Origin of the sequence: Kosakonia oryzae (assembly GCF_001658025.2) — a bacterium.
Lineage (GTDB): Bacteria > Pseudomonadota > Gammaproteobacteria > Enterobacterales > Enterobacteriaceae > Kosakonia > Kosakonia oryzae.
This window is the reverse complement of the sequence record NZ_CP014007.2, coordinates 1741765-1759140: the sequence shown is the minus strand read 5'-3', so window position 1 is coordinate 1759140 and position 17376 is coordinate 1741765. Positions and strand designations below refer to the sequence as shown.

The window sequence follows — 17376 nt, the reverse complement described above, 5'->3', positions numbered from 1 at the left end:
CCATGGCCACTCCCCTGCTCTCCATCGATTCCCTCTCTATTGCTTTTCGTCAGCAACAGACGTTACGCACCGTCGTCAGCGATCTCTCCTTGCGTATCGAAGCCGGTGAAACGCTGGCGCTGGTGGGCGAATCCGGCTCCGGCAAAAGTGTCAGTGCACTGTCGATCCTGCGTCTGCTGCCCTCGCCGCCGGTGGTTTATCCTGCTGGTGATATTTTGTTCCACGGCGAGTCGCTGCTGCATGCCAGTGAACGCACGCTTCGCGGTGTGCGCGGCAATACCATCGCCATGATTTTCCAGGAACCGATGGTGTCGCTTAATCCGCTACATACGCTGGAAAAACAGCTTTATGAGGTGCTGTCGCTGCACCGGGGTATGCGTCGTGAAGCCGCGCGCGCGGAGATCCTCGATTGCCTGGATCGGGTCGGAATACGAAACGCACGCCAGCGTTTAGGGGATTTCCCACATCAATTTTCCGGTGGCGAACGCCAGCGCGTGATGATCGCCATGGCGCTGTTGACGCGCCCGGAGCTGCTGATTGCTGACGAACCCACCACCGCGCTGGATGTTACCGTGCAGGCGCAAATCCTGAAGCTGCTGCGCGAACTGCGCGACGAGTTGAATATGGGTCTGCTGTTTATCACCCATGATTTGGGAATCGTGCGCAAGTTGGCAGACAATGTCGCCGTGATGCAAAACGGTCGCTGCGTCGAGCAAAACAGCGCCCAGGCGTTGTTCAGCGCGCCAGCGCATCCCTACACCCAACGGTTGCTCAATAGCGAGCCATCGGGCGATCCCGTTCCGCTGCCTGACGATGCGCCGCCGTTACTGGAAGTACAAAATCTCGGTGTCAGCTTCCCGGTGCATAAAGGGATTTTTAAGCGTGTGGTTGCGCATAATCAGGTGGTGCGGAATATCAACTTTTCCCTGCGGGCGGGTGAAACGCTGGGTCTGGTAGGCGAATCGGGATCCGGTAAAAGCACAACCGGCCTTGCGTTGCTGCGTCTGGTGGCTTCGCAGGGCACGATTTTTTTTGATGGGAAGCCGCTGCATCTCTGGAATCGTCAGCAGATGCTGCCGGTGCGCCATCGCATCCAGGTGGTATTTCAGGATCCCAATTCCGCGCTCAATCCTCGCCTCAACGCACAGCAAATTATCGAAGAGGGTTTACGGGTGCATCATCCGGCATTAACGCGCAATGCCCGCGAGCAAAGAGTGATTGAGGTGATGCAGGAAGTGGGCCTGGATCCCGAAACGCGGCGGCGTTTTCCCGGCGAGTTTTCCGGCGGCCAGCGCCAGCGCATTGCGATTGCCCGCGCGCTAATCCTGAAACCGGAACTGATCATTCTGGATGAACCCACTTCATCGCTGGATCGCACCGTGCAGGCGCAGATTCTTACGTTGCTCAAGTCTTTACAGCAAACGCACCGGCTGGCGTATATCTTCATCAGCCACGATTTGCAGGTGATCCGCGCGTTATGTCATCAGGTCATTGTGCTGAAGCAGGGCGAAGTCGTTGAGCAGGGTGAATGTCAGCGTATTTTTAGCGCGCCGGAACAGGCGTATACACGTCAGCTATTGTCATTAAGCTGACGCTCAGAACGGGTTTTGGCGGGAAAAGGGTTCGGCGATGGCAACGCCAAAGTTTTTCAGGCGGCAGGTCGCGGCGAACTCATCCTGGCAGTTGACGAACAGGCACGGCTCCCCTTCGCACTCCAGAACGGAACAATCCACTTCAATATCACTTAACGCCTGGCTGAGCTTATGCATCACCGGCCAGGCATTATCACCGTCCGGACTAAGCAGTTTTAAGGCGACAAGAGTGTCTTCCGCAGACTGACCATTTTGCGGAATCGGTTCAACTTTCGCGCCTGCAAAACCATCCAGCCAGCGATAAGACTGGGGCAGACGATGGATGATGGAGAGCTGTAATGTATTCACTTTCTTTCCCCAGAAGCACTTACACTTCACAAATATTTCACATCTATATTAACACACTATTGACAATTCATCTTGTCAACTACGCAGAAAAGGCCACATCCCGCGCAGCGTATGGGCTGGCTGCTCATTTATCTGGGTTTTAATGAGTAAGCAACGAACCCTGTTTCGCGCTATATGTACCCGTTTCTGAGATCTAACTCAACCTTTTTCACTACAATGGTGTGACTTTTTACACTATTTGATTTTACATAAAATAAACAATTGCGGGCGGATGTATGTCGTTTCTGGTTGACATGCATCAAAAAAGGGAACGTTTTCACGCTCCCTTTGGCGAGGATTCAGGCAGGTTTCTTTGGACGGCTGGCGTAGAGGTAAAAGAGGATTGAGCTGGTCGCACAAAAGGTGATCGACCAAATCATTGGCCAGGCGGTGTTAAAGGTCGCCATCGACAACAATGCGCCGACAATCGCGCCAATGCCGAAACGGAACGTGCCCGCCAGCGACGAGGCCGTTCCTGCCATATGTGGGAATTCATCAAGAATGACGGCCATTGCATTCGATGCCACCAGCGATACACAGCCGACAAATGCCGCCACGCCGAGCACCAGCGTCCAGAAGCCCACGCCCAACAAGGCTGTTGCCACCATCCAGATAGCCATTGTGAACTGGATCCACAATCCGCTGCGGAACATGTTCAGCGCGCCGACACGACGCACAAAACGGCCGTTGATAATCGTCATGATAAACAGGAACACAATATTCAGCGCAAAGTAGTAACCAAAGTTCTGCGGTGAAACGTGGTTGATTTGGATATAGACAAACGGCCCGGCGCTGAGAAAGGAGAACATTCCGGCAAAGCTGAAGCCGCTCGCCAGCATATAGCTCAGCACGCGCTTGTGACGAAACAGTGAAGCAAAGTTGCCAATGGTGGTGCGCAGGTGAAACTTATGGCGTTTCTCGACGGGCAGCGTTTCGCGGATAAACAGCATTATCATCACCGACGCCAGCAGCGCGGCAATCGCCAGGATCCAGAAAATAACATGCCAGCTAAACCAGACCAGCACCGCGCCGCCGACCATTGGTGCCAGCAATGGCGCAATAGTGGTGACCAGCATGACAAACGACATCATGCGCGAGAACTCCTCACGCGGGTAGATATCGCGCATCAGGGCGTTGATCACCACGCTCGATGCCGCTGCCGCCAGACCGTGGAAAAAGCGCATGGCGATCAGTTGTTCGATGCTCTGCGCCAGTGCGCAAGCCACAGCCGCGGCGGCAAAGATCAGCGTACCACCGAGAATAACCGGCTTACGCCCGATGCTGTCGGCCATCGGCCCGTACAGCAACTGCCCCACCGCGAACCCCAGAATATAGGTGCTGAGGGTCATCTGCGCGCTGCCTGCCGGGACGCCAAACTGCTCGGCGATCACCGGCAGTGCCGGCAGATACATATCGATGGATAACGGCATCAGCATGGCCAACAGGCCAAGAATGAACACAATACTCAGTGAAGAGTGTGGCCTGCTGGTCACGAAGATCTCCTGAAATTAACGAAAAGGCATGCCAACGCTGGCGATTTCATCTGCTGTCAGCGGCCGATACTCGCCGGGAGCCAGATCCTCATCCAGCACAATCGCGCCGATCCGCTCGCGGTGCAACGCGACGACATGGTTACCGACAGCCGCAAACATGCGTTTCACCTGATGATAGCGACCTTCACTGATGGTCAGGCGCACCTGCGTCGGGGTGATGACTTCCAGCACTGCGGGTTTGGTGAGATCTTTCTCGTTATGCAACTGGATGCCATGAGCAAACTGCGCGGCCGTCTCTTCGCTGACCGGGGATTCGAGCGTCACCAGATAGGTTTTTTCGCAGTGATGGCGTGGCGAAGTAATGCGGTGCGACCACTGACCATCATCGGTCATCAGCACCAGCCCGGTTGTGTCGATATCCAGACGCCCTGCGGCATGCAGCTTGTGGGCAACCGGCTCATCAAGGAAATAGAGCACGGTGGGATGATCCGGATCGTCGGTAGAACAGACGTAACCTTCCGGTTTATGCAGCATAAAATAGCGCGGGCCATTCTGCTGAACCAGGGTATTGCCCTCGTATTCAACCTCGTGCTCGGGTTGCAGTTTAAAGGCCGCATCTCTGACGATGTCGCCATCGACGGTAACACGGCTGGCGCGGATTTCACGCCCGGCAATCGCCCGGCTGACGCTAAGCTGCTGAGCGATAAACTTATCAAGTCGCATGAATTTTTCTGGCCTGTATGGTGCTGGGTGCGGGCAAAACGCCCACAAGAAGAAATGAACCCTGACAGTATAACGAGCATCACAAACCGCTCAAAGGAAAGATTCGTGGCATACTGTGCAGCGTTACCCTGCAACTCATCGAGACCATGACTTTTACGCTACGCCCCTATCAACGCGAAGCGGTGGATGCCACCCTCGCCCATTTTCGCAAACATGCTGAACCCGCTGTGATTGTGCTGCCTACCGGCGCGGGAAAAAGCCTGGTGATCGCTGAACTGGCTCGGCTCGCGCGTGGCCGCGTACTGGTGCTGGCACACGTCAAAGAGCTGGTGGCGCAGAATCATGCGAAATATGTTGCGCTGGGGCTGGAAGCCGATATTTTCGCCGCCGGGCTGAAACGTAAGCAGAGCCACGGAAAAGTGGTGTTCGGCAGCGTACAGTCGGTAGCGCGCAACCTGGAGCAATTTCAGAGCGAGTTTTCCCTGCTGGTGATCGACGAGTGCCATCGTATCAGCGACGATGACGACAGCCAGTACCAGCAAATCCTCAGCCACTTGCGCGAAGTGAACCCCCACGTGCGTTTGCTTGGCCTTACTGCCACGCCTTTCCGGCTGGGAAAAGGCTGGATTTACCGCTTTCATTATCACGGCATGGTACGCGGCGACGAAAAAGCGCTGTTCCGCGACTGCATTTATGAACTGCCGCTGCGTTATATGATCAAGCACGGCTATTTAACGCCGCCAGAACGGCTGGATATGCCGGTCGTGCAGTACGATTTCAGCCGCTTACAGGCGCAAAGTAATGGGCTGTTCAGCGAGGCCGAACTTAACCGCGAATTGAAAAAACAGCAGCGCATTACCCCGCATATCATCAGCCAGATTATTGAATTCGCGCAAACGCGCAAAGGAGTGATGATTTTTGCGGCGACCGTCGAGCATGCGCGGGAGATCACCGGTCTGTTACCCGCAAATGATGCGGCACTCATCACCGGAGAAACGCCAGGCCCGCAACGCGATGCGTTGATTGAGGCATTCAAAAATCAGCAGTTCCGTTACCTGGTTAACGTGGCAGTGCTGACCACCGGTTTCGATGCGCCACATGTTGATTTAATTGCTATTTTACGGCCAACGGAATCCGTCAGCCTGTATCAGCAAATTGTCGGACGCGGCCTGCGGCTTGCGCCCGGTAAAACCGACTGCCTAATCCTTGATTATGCCGGGAACCCTCACGATCTCTATGCGCCGGAAATTGGTGCGCCGAAAGGCAAAAGCGATAACGTCCCGGTGCAGGTTTTCTGCCCCGGCTGCGGCTTCGCCAACACCTTCTGGGGAAAAACCACCGCCGACGGCACGCTGATTGAACACTTTGGTCGCCGCTGCCAGGGCTGGCTGGAAGATGATGAAGGCAACCGCGAGCAGTGTGATTACCGTTTTCGCTTTAAAAACTGCCCGCAGTGCAACGCGGAAAACGATATCGCGGCCCGCCGCTGCCGCGCCTGCGATACTGTGCTTGTCGATCCGGACGATATGTTGAAAGCGGCGCTGAAGTTAAAAGACGCGCTGGTGCTGCGCTGTAGCGGTATGACGTTACAACATGGTACCGATGAGAAAGGCGAATGGCTTAAAATCACCTATTACGATGAAGACGGTGCCGATGTCAGTGAGCGCTTCCGTCTACAGACACCTGCCCAGCGCACCGCTTTCGAACAGCTGTTTATCCGCCCGCATACGCGCACGCCCGGCGTGCCGCTGCGCTGGATTGTCGCCGCCGATATCGTGGCGCAGCAGGCGCTGTTGCGTCATCCCGATTTTGTGGTCGCCCGAATGAAAGGACAGTACTGGCAGGTGCGGGAAAAGGTGTTTGATTATGAGGGTCGCTTCCGGCGGGCACATGAATTGCGCGGGTAAACGTACTTTTGATTGATGTATCGAACGTTCGAGGATAGAATACCGCCCGCTTTTGCATCCGCAAAGCCGATCATCTGCCTGTTGCTGGGTCGCCTGTAACAGGATTTATTTAAGAGAGATTTAAATGTTTACTATTAACGCAGAAGTACGTAAAGAGCAGGGTAAGGGTGCGAGCCGCCGCCTGCGCGCAGCGAACAAGTTCCCGGCAATCATCTACGGTGGAACTGAAGCGCCGATCGCTATCGAACTGGATCACGACAAACTGTGGAACATGCAGGCGAAAGCTGAATTCTACAGCGACGTTCTGACCATTGTAGTTGATGGCAAAGAAGTAAAAGTAAAAGTTCAGGCTGTACAGCGTCACGCGTACAAAGTGCGCCTGAACCACATCGACTTCGTTCGCGCTTAATCGCTGACGAGTTGAAGAAAACCCCGCTCCGGCGGGGTTTTTTTATGGCTTATTAACGTCGATACGCGGCTTGCTGAGTCATATGGCGGCTCACGTCATGCGTATTAAAGAAAACCTGCCCGAATGAGCAGGTTTCAGAGGATTACTTCCCACCGGTGAATCGGCGTTGCAGTTGATCGCGCAGATTCGGCGGCGTGCCTTTGATGGTCAGCGTATCCGTAGCCGGATCCCAGAAAATACGTTCGCCCAGCAGCAAAGCATCGAAGTTGATCGTCAGACCGCCTCCGCTGCCGGCAAATTTGGTCAGCTGTCGCAGAGTACTGCGATCCGCCGGAAAACTCTCTTCCAGCTCGTAGCCCTGGCCTGCGGTAAACTCTTCGAAGCTCACTTCGCTGACGCCCGCCAGCTCTTTCGAAAGCGATGCCAGCTCAATCTCTTCGCCCGCCTGCAACTGCTCATTACAGTAGGTATAAACCTGCTGGCGCACGGTCTGGCGTTCTGATTTATCCAGTTCGGCCTGCGCGGTGAAATCGTCTACCGCCTGCAACAGACCGCGGTTTTGCGCTTTCGCATTCAGCCCTTCGCTGGCGCCGAGGAAATCCATAAAGAAGTCCGCGACTTTACGCCCTACTCGCCCTTTCAGGAAGGTCAGATAGCGGGTTGATTCCGGATTGGTTTCCCACTCGGTTAAATCAATGCGAGCCACGATATCGGCATGATTAATATCGAGATAATGCGTCGAGCTGATGTCGAGGTTTTCATTGACGCGCATGCTGCTTAAGTTGTTCAGCACCGCCACCAGCAGGTACTCCACAGCCAGGTAACGGTAGTGGCAAAACAGCACAATACCGCCATCGGCAAACGGATATTTCGCCAGTTCATCACGTAAGCGCCCGGTTGCCGCGCGGCTGAATGCAAGGAACTCTTCCTCGCCCTGACGCTGAAGACGCAGCGCCTGCGCCAGTTCGCTCTCTTCGTTAAACAGACCGTAGGCTTTATTTTTGGCGCTGTATACCCGATGCAGTTCCGCCACCATCTCTTCGACAGGCGCGGTCGGTTCCAGCAAAGAATCGCGCAGCACCAGTTCAAGGGTTTGCTCATCGCGTTTGATAAGCTGGTGCAGGGCAATCTGGTTGATGTCCAGACTCATGATAAACTCTCCTTTTAGACGGCGGTATTCAACCACCACCAACGCGACTGTGCAACTGCTGATAAAAAAGCAGAAAAAAAGCGATTGCTACGGTAATATGTTGCCCTTTCATGAGTAAACAGATTCCGATTTATGCCACAACTCTCCCGCTACAGTGATGAACACGTTGAACAGCTGCTCAGTGAGCTGGCAAACGTACTGGAAAAACACAAAGCCCCGACCGATCTCTCCCTGATGGTGCTGGGCAACATGGTGACGAACCTGATCAACACCAGCGTCGCCCCTGCACAACGTCAGGCGATCGCGAAATCATTCGCTCAGGCGTTACAATCGTCGATTGGCGACGACAAAGCGCATTAAGGGAAATATCGACAGTCTATGGTGACCAATCGTCAGCGCTACCGTGAAAAAGTCTCCCAGATGGTAAGCTGGGGGCACTGGTTTGCGTTGTTCAACATTTTGTTGTCCATCGTTCTCGGTAGCCGTTATCTGTTTGTCGCCGACTGGCCGACTACCCTATCCGGGCGTATCTATTCTTATCTCAGCGTGGTTGAGCATTTCAGCTTTCTGGTGTTCGCCACCTACTTGCTTGTGCTCTTCCCGCTGACGTTTATTGTGATGTCGCAGCGCCTGATGCGCGTGCTGTCCGCCATCCTTGCGACAGCAGGCATGACGCTGCTGCTGATCGACAGCGAAGTATTTACCCGTTTCCACCTGCATCTTAATCCCGTTGTCTGGGAGTTAGTGATTAACCCGGACCAGAACGAGATGGCGCGGGACTGGCAGCTCATGTTTATCAGCGTGCCGGTGATTCTGCTGATCGAAATGCTATTCGCCACCTGGAGCTGGCAGAAGCTGCGTAGCCTGACGCGCCGCCGCCACTACGCCAAGCCGCTGGCCGCCTTTTTCTTCGTCGCCTTTATCGCCACGCACGTGATGTATATTTGGGCCGACGCCAATTTCTATCGCCCGATTACCATGCAGCGCGCTAATCTGCCGCTCTCTTATCCGATGACCGCGCGCCGTTTTCTGGAAAAACACGGTTTGCTGGATGCGCAGGATTATCAACGCCGACTGGTGGAACAGGGCAACCCTGAAGCTGTCTCCGTACAGTACCCCTTAAGCGATCTGCGCTACGCTGATATGGGTTCCGGCCAGAACGTGCTGCTGATTACCGTTGATGGCCTCAATTATTCGCGTTATGAAAAACAGATGCCGCAACTCGCCAGCTTTGCGCAGCAGAACGTCAACTTTACGCAACATATGAGTTCCGGCAACACTGCCGACAATGGCTATTTCGGCCTGTTCTACGGCATCTCACCGGGTTACATGGATGGCGTGCTGTCGGCGCGTATTCCGGCTGCGCTGATCACCGCCTTTAACCAGCAGGGCTACCAGCTTGGTTTATTCTCTTCGGACGGTTTCAGCAGCCCGCTCTACCGCCAGGCGCTGCTCTCTGACTTCTCATTGCCAGCCGCGCAAACGCAGAGTGACGAGAAAACCGCCTCGCAGTGGATTAACTGGCTTGAACATTACGCGCAGGATGATAACCGCTGGTTCTCGTGGATTTCGCTGAACGGCACGGCATCTCTGGACAGTTCGCAGCCAAACTTCGCCCGTAAGTACAGCCGCGCGGCGGCAGATGTTGATGCGCAAATCGGGCGCGTGCTGGATGCGCTGCGCGCGACCGGCAAGCTGGACGATACAGTGGTAATTATTACCGCTGGTCACGGCGTGCCGGAAAGCAAAGCGGACGATAGTTTCGAATGGTCGCGCAGCAGGCTGCACGTTCCGCTGGTCATCCACTGGCCAGGCACACCGGCACAGCGCATCAATACGCTGACGGATCATAAAGATGTGATGGCCACGCTGATGCAGCGGTTACTGCATGTCAGCACGCCACCCAATGCCTGGTCACAGGGGCAAGATCTGTTTAACGCACCGCGCCGCCATAATTGGGTCACCGCTGCGGGCGGTGACACGCTGGCAATAACCACGCCGGAGATGACGCTGGTACTGAGTCCTAACGGCAATTACCATACCTGGAATGCGCAGGGCGAGAAGATCCGCGATCAGAAACCGCAGCTCAGTTTGTTGCTGCAAGTGTTAACGGATGAAAAACGTTTTATCGCTAACTGATTGATTAATTATGAATCACTCAGGTGCCCCTCTGCTTGCAATCAGCAACGAAAAGGGTACTATTAGCGCCACATGTCGGCACGTAGCGCAGCCTGGTAGCGCACTGTCATGGGGTGTCAGGGTCGGAGGTTCAAATCCTCTCGTGCCGACCAAAAATCCCAAAAAAACCAACCCATTGCGGTTGGTTTTTTTATGCCTGCGATTTACCGAAGGTAATACCTGGCGTCATACAAACACGCTTACCGCGCATCGACCACGGTGCAATTGATCACGCTACCGCTCTGATAAGTCAGTTTAAACCGCTGTCCGTTAGCCGGAATGGCTTTATCAGACAAAGAGAGCGCATAGCCATCAGCGAGCATTTTTGTCGATTCATCCACTTCATATGTGTTGGTATTCACCGTCCATGCAGGGCTAAATTTGTTACCCTGGGCATTAATGCAATCCGCTTTTAATGTGTAGACCCCATTTCGGGAAGTGGCAGGCTTTGGCAGCGATTCCGCTTTACGCTTATTGCCGGGCTTTACAGATGCCGTCTGTAACTGGTTTTGCAGGGCGCCGATCTGCTTATCCTTTGCCTTCATCTGCGATCGCAGTGAGTCAACATAGTCAGAGGAAGAGTGATTAGCCACAGCACCACCCGTAACATAACCGCCAACGCCCAGGACGATGCTGAATACGGACAGCTTTTTAATCCAGCCGCGCAGATTACCCAATTTTTCATCTTGTTCCTGTGAAGTACGATGCCACTTGATCGCCAGTTCTTTTGCCTCGCGCAAATCGGCAGGGTTACCTCTGGCAGTTGCTAAGGCACTTTCAAGATGTAAAGCCCTGCGCCGCTCATCAGCAAATGAACGTTGCAGTGCCGCATATTCCGATCTGAGCGCCTCCAGTTCTGCACCGTCCTGTGCATCCTCTTTGCGGACCAGAAACGCTTTAGGCTCAAGCCCTTCTTTATGCATCACAGAGGCGGCCGATTTAAGCGCTTGTGCGGCCTCACTCGCACTGGAATTATTCAGCGCTTTACCGATCATTTTTCCTATTTTTTCTATTCTATCCGTCATCCTGTTTCCCTGTTACAAGCCGCACGTTACCGTAACCCATTGTATCTAAAAGTGCAGGCTTGCCAAATATCGGGTATCCATCAACTGACAGATAAAAAAAAACCGCAACGCATCCGTTACGGTTTTATTTTTCGGGAAAGGCAATTACAGCGCGATATCCGCAACCGTCTCGCCGTCGTTGTGCGGCTGGGTCGTTGGCTTCTGCACCGGCGGCGTGACATCTGCCACCAGAGACTCGTCGCATTTCAACCCAAGGATCTCGCTGGTGTAACGCAGCTCTGCATCGGCAGCTTCAATATTGCCGTTAAGTTGCGTACCAAAAGAGGGGATAATCTCTTTCAGCTTCGCCTGCCAGGCTGCAGAAGCAAAGCGTTCAGTAAACACTTTTTCCATCAGCTCAAGCATAATCGGCGCCGCGGTAGACGCACCCGGCGAGGCTCCCAGAAGCGCAGCAATAGTCCCTTCTTTATCACTCACCACTTCGGTGCCGAGACGCAGTACACCGCCCTTTCCGGCTTCACGCTTGATGATCTGTACGCGCTGGCCCGCCTGCCACAGACGCCAGTCCTCTTTCATCGCCAGCGGATAGTATTCCCGCAGCGCATCGAAGCGGTCATCTTCATTCTGCAGTACCTGGTTAACCAGATATTTTACCAGGCTGAAATTGGTCATTCCCACCGTCAACATCGGCAGAATATTGGATGAGTTGGTCGAACGTAACAGATCCCACAGCGAACCGTTCTTCAGAAAACGTGTCGAGAAGGTCGCGAACGGCCCGAACAACAGCACGCGTTTACCATCAATAATGCGGGTATCAATATGCGGAACCGACATCGGCGGTGCGCCAACGGTCGCCTGACCATAGACTTTTGCCAGATGATGGTTGACCACATCCGGGTTCTCCGCCACCAGGAACTGGCCACCAACCGGGAAACCGGCATAGTCTGCCGCTTCCGGAATACCGGATGCCTGCAACAATTTCAGCGCTGCGCCGCCCGCGCCAATAAAAACAAACTTCGCTTTTACCACGCGTTCGCCGCCGTCTTTCAGGTTGCTGAGCGTCACACTCCAGCTATTATCGGCATTGCGTTTGAGGCTGCGAACTTCCGTGCTCAGTTGCAAAGAGAAGTTCTCTTTTTTCTGCAATGAGCCAATCATCTGGCGCGTCAGTTCACCGAAGTTAACATCAGTACCAATCTCAGTGCGGGTAGCGGCGATTTTTTGCTTCGCATCGCGCCCTTCCATCACCAGCGGTGCCCACTGCTTGATCTGCTCGGGATCTTCGGAATAGCGCATACCGCGGAACAGCGAACATTGCTGCAACGCTTTGTAACGGGCACGCAGGAAGTTCACATTGTCATCGCCCCAGACGAGGCTCATATGCGGTACGGTGTTGATAAATGAGCGCGGTTCGCGTAGCACACCGGTTTTGACCTGATGCGCCCAGAACTGGCGAGAAATACGGAACGCTTCGTTGATTTCAATCGCTTTTTTAATGCTGACGGTGCCGTCAGCCGCACGCGGCGTGTAGTTCAGTTCCATTAAAGCGGCATGGCCCGTACCGGCGTTATTCCAGCCGTTCGAGCTCTCCTCAGCCAGGGCATCCAGCCGTTCCACCATCGTAATCGACCAGTCGGGTTCGAGATCCTGAAGCCAGGTACCCAATGTGGCACTCATGATCCCACCACCGATTAAAAGCACATCTGTTTCCTGCTCTTTCGATGCGGACGCTTTCGCTGCCTTTGAGACAGCATTTAGCCCGACAGCCATCGAAAACAGCCTGGCAGTCATTTTTTTCATGGTATTAATGCCTTACTTTTAGTGCTGCTTTATTCGCATTTATTGAGGGTAAAGTAGTTAACCCTTCTAACGTAGCACTTAAGAAGTGAGATTTAAATAATGTTTAAACATTAAATATTCATTGTATAAATGTTACTAATAAGTTGATTTTCCAGATTAGATTTAACACTTATTGTTGACCCACGGCGGTTAAAATCTGCTATTCTTTTGCGCTTTGCCAAACGCACCGATGCCGTTTGCGCCCCTGTTGTTGAACGCCTCACCGGCCTGTGAACCTTTATGACTGAAAAATTACTCTCCCCGGCAAACCACAGCCTGGATGTCCTGCGTTCCCCGGCGTTATTGACCCGCGAATGCCTGGCCGGCGTAATCACTGCGCTGGCGCTGATCCCGGAAGTGATCTCTTTCTCGGTAATTGCCGGTGTCGACCCGAAAGTGAGCCTGATTGCCTCGGTTGTGCTGTGCCTGAGCATGTCTTTTCTGGGCGGGCGCCCGGCGATGGTAACGGCGGCAGCGGGGTCAGTCGCTCTGGTTATCGGTCCTATGGTTAACCAACACGGTGTGGAATACATTCTTCCGGCGGTTTTACTGGCGGGGATGATTCAAATTCTCTTCGGCCTGAGCGGTATGGCGCGGCTGATGCGCTTTATTCCTCATGCGGTGATGACCGGTTTCGTCAACGCGCTTGGTATTCTGATCTTCTTTGCACAGATCCCCCATTTCTGGAGCAAAGACCCGCTAATTCTGGCGCTGTTCGTACTAACGCTATTGATTGTGCTGTGGCTGCCGCGCTGGGTAAAAAGCATCCCTGCGCCGCTGGTCGCCATTGTGTTACTCACTGCGTTTACCCTGTTCAGCGGGCAGATCCTGCCAACCGTGGGCGATGAAGGCCCCATGCAGGGCGGGCTGCCGGGGTTAACCTCATTTCTGGTTCCGCTCAACTGGCAGACATTAAATATCGTCTGGCCCTGCGCGCTGAGTATCGCTTTTGTGGGTTTGATGGAATCCCTGCTGACCGCCAAACTGGTGGACGATTTAACCCATACGCCTTCACACAAAGGCCGCGAGAGCGCCGGGCTTGGCATCGCCAATATTCTGGCGGGGTTCTACGGTGGGATCGCTGGCTGTGCGATGATCGGTCAGACCATTGTGAATGTGGAGATGGGCAAAGGCCGCACGCGCATCTCAACGCTGGCCGCCGCGCTGGTGCTGTTGCTGCTGGTGACGGCGCTCAGCAGCGTGATGGCGAAGATTCCAATGGTTGTGCTGGCGGGCATTATGGTCATCGTTGCCTTTAAAACCTTTAACTGGGGCAGCCTGCAACCGGCAACACTTAAGCAGGTGCCAGTCATGGAAACCGTGGTGATGCTGGTCACGGTGGTCGCGACCGTCACTACCGGTAACCTGGCGATTGGTGTGCTGGGCGGGCTGATCATGATGGCGCTCACGCCACCGAAGTGGCGTAAGTCAGCAAACGTTACAGCAAAAACAGCGTCGCCAGCCCAAGAAAAATAAAGAAGCCTCCGGTATCTGTGATCGCGGTGATCATCACGCTGGAGCCAACCGCCGGGTCGCGCCCCAGCCGGGTCATGATCATCGGGATCAACACGCCCATCAACGCTGCCATCAACAAGTTCAGCACCATCGCCAATGTCATAACGCCGCCCAGCGCCGCATCGTCGTACAACCACCATGTGATGCAGCCCATAATGCCGCCCCACACCAGGCCGTTAATCAACGCGACGCCAAGTTCACGCATAATCAGGAAAGCAAAGTTGCCCGGCTGAATGTTTTGTAACGCCAGCGCGCGCACAATCATGGTAATGGTTTGATTGCCGGTGTTACCGCCAATCCCGGCGACAATCGGCATCAGCGACGCCAGCGCCACCAGTTGCGAAATGGTGTGTTCAAACCCGTCGATCACGCGCGAGGCGATAAATGCCGTGCACAAGTTGATAGCCAGCCACGCCCAGCGGGTTTTTACCGCTTTGCTTACCGGTGCAAATACGTCTTCTTCGGCGCTCAGACCGCCCATCTGGCGCAAATCGTTGTCGGTCTCTTCGTAGACCACATTAACGATCTCATCGATGGTCAGACGACCCAACAGCATTCCGTTATCATCGACCACTGCCGCGCTAAGCAGATTGTCACGCTCGAAGGTCCGCGCCACTTTTTCCGCATCCTCTTCCGGAGAAAAGGCCACCGGATCTGCATCCATCACTTCGCTGACCCGCTTCCCGGCGGCATTGAGTAAAATGGTTTGCAACGCCAGTTCGCCCATCAGCCGGTTATCGCGGCCGATAACAAACAGTTTGTCGGTGTTGTCCGGCATTTTACCGAGCCGTCGCAGATAGCGCTGAACCGCCGCCAGCGTGACTTCAGCACGCACGGTGATCACCCCGAACTCCATGATCGCGCCGACACAGTTTTTGCCGTAGCGCATCACTTCCCGCATGCGGTTACGCTCTGCACGCGGTAACGTCGCCATTAAGCGGCCGGTCAGGTTACGCGGCAGATGCTGCACCAGCCAGATTTGGTCGTCGATATCCAGCGTTTGCAGCGCATCGAGCAGCGCGCGGTCGCTCATCTCATCAATCAGGTCATCCCAGACATTTTCCGACGCTTCAAGCAGCACCTTGCCGCGTTTATCATCGCTCACCAGCCGCCATAATGCGTGGCGTTCATCTACCGGCAAGGCCTCCAGCGTATCGGCGAGATCCGGTGGCGGCAAATGGGAGACCAGCGCGTTAACCTCCGCCAGATCCTGCTCCAGCGCGGCGCTATCCACCTGCTCGGCGAGGGTGAGTTGCCCGAGCAGCGAGGCGGTAAGTGGTTTATGGGTGATCAGCAACCAAATCAGGCGCGCCCGCTCCTCGTCACGCAGTTTGACGCTGTTTTTTTTGCTTAATGACATTAGCCGTTCCCTGAATACAAAGCCCCCCGAAGCCGGGGCCGAATAGCCTTAAGCATAGCGGCAGCTTTTGTAAAAAATAATAAACAGCGGGGACGTTTGGCGAAAAAAGGAGCGAATACCCCCTTCGAACGAAGGGGGCGCATTGCTCAGGCAGTACGGGAGACGGCGTCGCGGGAAGCTTGCGCGCGCTCTTCACCTACCAGCTCAGTCAACTGACCATTGCGCATCTCCAGCAGGCGGTCGGCGTGGATAAAGTAGTGATCGTCGTGGCTAATGGCAAAAATGGTTTTCCCCATCTGTTGCATCAGCGGCAACAGCACCTGGTAGAAGTCGCGGCGGAAATGGGGATCCTGATCGGCCGCCCATTCGTCAAGCAGCAGAATATCGCGCTCTTCCGCCAGCGCCAGCAACAGTGCCACGCGTTTTTTCTGCCCTTTTGAGAGCTTCAGATTGAGGATCTTGCCGTTGTTCAGTTCCAGTTTATGCGCCATCTTCAACTGATCCAGCCACTTATCGACCAGCGCCGGATCCGCCGGTTTACCTTCCGGCCCGAGCAGATCGTCAAACAACCAGACATCGGTAAACACCGCCGAGAACAGTTTGCGATAATCTTCCGGGCGATCCTGCGCCATCGGCTTACCATCCAGCAGGATCTCGCCAGAAACCGGCTGATACAGCCCGGTCAGCAGCATCGCCAGCGTTGATTTACCGCTGCCGTTGCCACCAATCAGAAACACCAGTTCGCCCCGGTTCAACGTCATGTTGATCGGGCCGACGGAGAAATCATTCCCCTGATATTTAAAGGCCACGTTGCGCAGCTCCAGCGTTTTCCAGCCGGGGAAAGCCTGGGGACGCGGAAACGCTGGCTGATACGGCGCCAGAGCAAAATGCTTCAGTTTGTTGAAAGCAACCTGTGCGCTCAACAGCGTCGGCAATGCGCCGACCGCTGAAAGCAACGGCGTACGCAAAAACAGCAATGTCAGTGAATAAGTTGCCGCAACGTTGGTATCCGCCCACCCCAGACTGTTTGCCATCCAGAACACGAGGCCAATCGCGCCGAGCATCATAATGTTCGACCAGTTGACAGCGCTGAGATGGAAAGTGTCAGCACGAATAATATGGTGGCGGTACTCACGCGCATCCGGCAGGTACATCTTCTCGAAAATATGTTCGGCACGTTCGCGATTCAGATTCAGCTCTTTGCGCCCTTCCAGCACCGTCTGGAAATCGTTATAGAGCTTGTCTTCCGTCTCGCGCAGCGTCGCCATATGTTTATACACCCGGGAAACCAGAATAAAACCGCCCCAGATGGTCAGCGCCATCCACAGTGCAGTGATCACCAGCATTTTGCCGGATAGCATCGCCAGATAAATGCACGAACCTACAGTCAGAATAATGCCCTGCACCAGTTCCGGCAGGCGCACAAAAGCGATGGTGATGTTGCGCACATCGCTGGTTAATCCGGCCAGCAGCGACGCGCTGCCCAGTTGTTCAATGCGCTCCACCGGCGTATCAAGGATCCGTTTGATAAATTCACTACGCAGACGGTAAACGAAATGATGGCCGAGCGTGGTCAGCGCCAGTTGAGAACCAAGCGTCACCGCCATTAACAGCAGCAGCAAACCGAGAAATTCCGGCAGCACGGTCAATGAGATATCGACGGTTTCGATCAGACGCTGGTTAATAAAAGCGATCAGCCCGATTCCCAATGCGGCGCTGGCAAGGGTGAGCGCCAGTACCGCCACGAATGGCCAGCGATACTGCCGCCAGACAAGAAGAAGGAGTTCCATAACAACGG

14 protein-coding genes and 1 tRNA gene are annotated in these 17376 nt (G+C 54.6%); 7 read left to right on the top strand and 8 right to left on the bottom strand.

Annotation, left to right across the window (positions count from 1 at the left end; all coding sequences use genetic code 11):
- Positions 1-2: 2 nt before the first annotated feature.
- The gene (yejF, locus tag AWR26_RS08440; RefSeq protein WP_043952944.1) at positions 3-1592 is read left to right on the top strand and encodes a microcin C ABC transporter ATP-binding protein YejF; all 1590 of its coding nucleotides are present in this window, start codon (positions 3-5) and stop codon (positions 1590-1592) included.
- 3 nt (positions 1593-1595) lie between these two features.
- On the opposite strand, the gene AWR26_RS08435 is transcribed toward yejF, so the two are convergent.
- The 3 genes from AWR26_RS08435 to rsuA form a co-directional block, all read right to left on the bottom strand.
- Positions 1596-1940, bottom strand: coding sequence for a YejG family protein (locus AWR26_RS08435; protein ID WP_064564941.1), 345 nt, complete (start codon positions 1938-1940; stop codon positions 1596-1598).
- Between the two features lie 338 nt (positions 1941-2278).
- Positions 2279-3472 (bottom strand): Bcr/CflA family multidrug efflux MFS transporter, encoded by a 1194-nt coding sequence (locus tag AWR26_RS08430; RefSeq protein ID WP_064564939.1) that lies wholly within the window; start codon positions 3470-3472, stop codon positions 2279-2281.
- A 15-nt stretch (positions 3473-3487) separates the two neighbouring features.
- A complete protein-coding gene (rsuA, locus tag AWR26_RS08425) occupies positions 3488-4195 on the bottom strand; it encodes a 16S rRNA pseudouridine(516) synthase RsuA (RefSeq protein WP_043952941.1) in 708 nt (235 codons plus the stop codon).
- Between the two features lie 146 nt (positions 4196-4341).
- On the opposite strand from rsuA, the gene AWR26_RS08420 reads away from it, so the two are divergent.
- Positions 4342-6102 carry a DEAD/DEAH box helicase gene (locus AWR26_RS08420; RefSeq protein ID WP_064564938.1) on the top strand — a complete coding sequence of 587 codons (1761 nt, stop codon included), beginning with the start codon at positions 4342-4344 and terminating at the stop codon, positions 6100-6102.
- A gap of 124 nt (positions 6103-6226) precedes the next feature.
- Positions 6227-6511 (top strand): 50S ribosomal protein L25, encoded by a 285-nt coding sequence (rplY, locus tag AWR26_RS08415; RefSeq protein ID WP_064564936.1) that lies wholly within the window; start codon positions 6227-6229, stop codon positions 6509-6511.
- Between the two features lie 142 nt (positions 6512-6653).
- On the opposite strand, the gene yejK is transcribed toward rplY, so the two are convergent.
- Complete coding sequence (gene yejK, locus AWR26_RS08410) at positions 6654-7661, bottom strand: nucleoid-associated protein YejK (protein WP_043952938.1); 1008 nt, start codon at positions 7659-7661, stop codon at positions 6654-6656.
- A gap of 132 nt (positions 7662-7793) precedes the next feature.
- Between yejK and AWR26_RS08405 the strand changes: the two genes are divergently transcribed.
- From AWR26_RS08405 to AWR26_RS08395, 3 genes are all read left to right on the top strand, one after another.
- The gene (locus AWR26_RS08405) at positions 7794-8021 is read left to right on the top strand and encodes a YejL family protein (protein ID WP_064564934.1); all 228 of its coding nucleotides are present in this window, start codon (positions 7794-7796) and stop codon (positions 8019-8021) included.
- A gap of 18 nt (positions 8022-8039) precedes the next feature.
- Positions 8040-9800, top strand: coding sequence for an LPS biosynthesis-modulating metalloenzyme YejM (yejM, locus tag AWR26_RS08400; RefSeq protein ID WP_064564932.1), 1761 nt, complete (start codon positions 8040-8042; stop codon positions 9798-9800).
- A gap of 76 nt (positions 9801-9876) precedes the next feature.
- Positions 9877-9952 (top strand) — tRNA-Pro (locus AWR26_RS08395).
- Positions 9953-10039: 87 nt separating this feature from the next.
- Here AWR26_RS08395 and AWR26_RS08390 read toward each other — a convergent pair.
- Positions 10040-10864, bottom strand: a complete 825-nt coding sequence (locus tag AWR26_RS08390; protein ID WP_139227905.1) for a hypothetical protein — start codon at positions 10862-10864, stop codon at positions 10040-10042.
- Positions 10865-11008: 144 nt separating this feature from the next.
- Positions 11009-12664, bottom strand: coding sequence for a malate dehydrogenase (quinone) (gene mqo, locus AWR26_RS08385; protein ID WP_064564928.1), 1656 nt, complete (start codon positions 12662-12664; stop codon positions 11009-11011).
- Between the two features lie 279 nt (positions 12665-12943).
- Here mqo and AWR26_RS08380 point away from each other — a divergent pair, with 279 nt between their 5' ends.
- Positions 12944-14179 carry a SulP family inorganic anion transporter gene (locus AWR26_RS08380; protein WP_064564926.1) on the top strand — a complete coding sequence of 412 codons (1236 nt, stop codon included), beginning with the start codon at positions 12944-12946 and terminating at the stop codon, positions 14177-14179.
- Here AWR26_RS08380 and mgtE read toward each other — a convergent pair.
- Positions 14142-15578 (bottom strand): magnesium transporter, encoded by a 1437-nt coding sequence (mgtE, locus tag AWR26_RS08375; protein WP_064564924.1) that lies wholly within the window; start codon positions 15576-15578, stop codon positions 14142-14144. The genes AWR26_RS08380 and mgtE overlap by 38 nt on opposite strands.
- 146 nt (positions 15579-15724) lie before the next feature.
- Positions 15725-17368 (bottom strand): multidrug ABC transporter permease/ATP-binding protein, encoded by a 1644-nt coding sequence (locus tag AWR26_RS08370; protein ID WP_064564922.1) that lies wholly within the window; start codon positions 17366-17368, stop codon positions 15725-15727.
- Between the last annotated feature and the right edge of the window lie 8 nt (positions 17369-17376).

What these genes read in the sequence shown, in the direction of transcription:
- yejF (WP_043952944.1), top strand. Translation starts at nt 3, where the DNA reads ATGGCCACTCCCCTGCTCTCCATCGATTCCCTCTCTATTGCTTTTCGT.
- rsuA (WP_043952941.1), bottom strand. Translation starts at nt 4,195, where the DNA reads ATGCGACTTGATAAGTTTATCGCTCAGCAGCTTAGCGTCAGCCGGGCG.
- AWR26_RS08420 (WP_064564938.1), top strand. Translation starts at nt 4,342, where the DNA reads ATGACTTTTACGCTACGCCCCTATCAACGCGAAGCGGTGGATGCCACC.
- rplY (WP_064564936.1), top strand. Translation starts at nt 6,227, where the DNA reads ATGTTTACTATTAACGCAGAAGTACGTAAAGAGCAGGGTAAGGGTGCG.
- yejK (WP_043952938.1), bottom strand. Translation starts at nt 7,661, where the DNA reads ATGAGTCTGGACATCAACCAGATTGCCCTGCACCAGCTTATCAAACGC.
- AWR26_RS08405 (WP_064564934.1), top strand. Translation starts at nt 7,794, where the DNA reads ATGCCACAACTCTCCCGCTACAGTGATGAACACGTTGAACAGCTGCTC.
- yejM (WP_064564932.1), top strand. Translation starts at nt 8,040, where the DNA reads ATGGTGACCAATCGTCAGCGCTACCGTGAAAAAGTCTCCCAGATGGTA.
- AWR26_RS08390 (WP_139227905.1), bottom strand. Translation starts at nt 10,864, where the DNA reads ATGACGGATAGAATAGAAAAAATAGGAAAAATGATCGGTAAAGCGCTG.
- mqo (WP_064564928.1), bottom strand. Translation starts at nt 12,664, where the DNA reads ATGAAAAAAATGACTGCCAGGCTGTTTTCGATGGCTGTCGGGCTAAAT.
- AWR26_RS08380 (WP_064564926.1), top strand. Translation starts at nt 12,944, where the DNA reads ATGACTGAAAAATTACTCTCCCCGGCAAACCACAGCCTGGATGTCCTG.
- mgtE (WP_064564924.1), bottom strand. Translation starts at nt 15,578, where the DNA reads ATGTCATTAAGCAAAAAAAACAGCGTCAAACTGCGTGACGAGGAGCGG.
- AWR26_RS08370 (WP_064564922.1), bottom strand. Translation starts at nt 17,368, where the DNA reads ATGGAACTCCTTCTTCTTGTCTGGCGGCAGTATCGCTGGCCATTCGTG.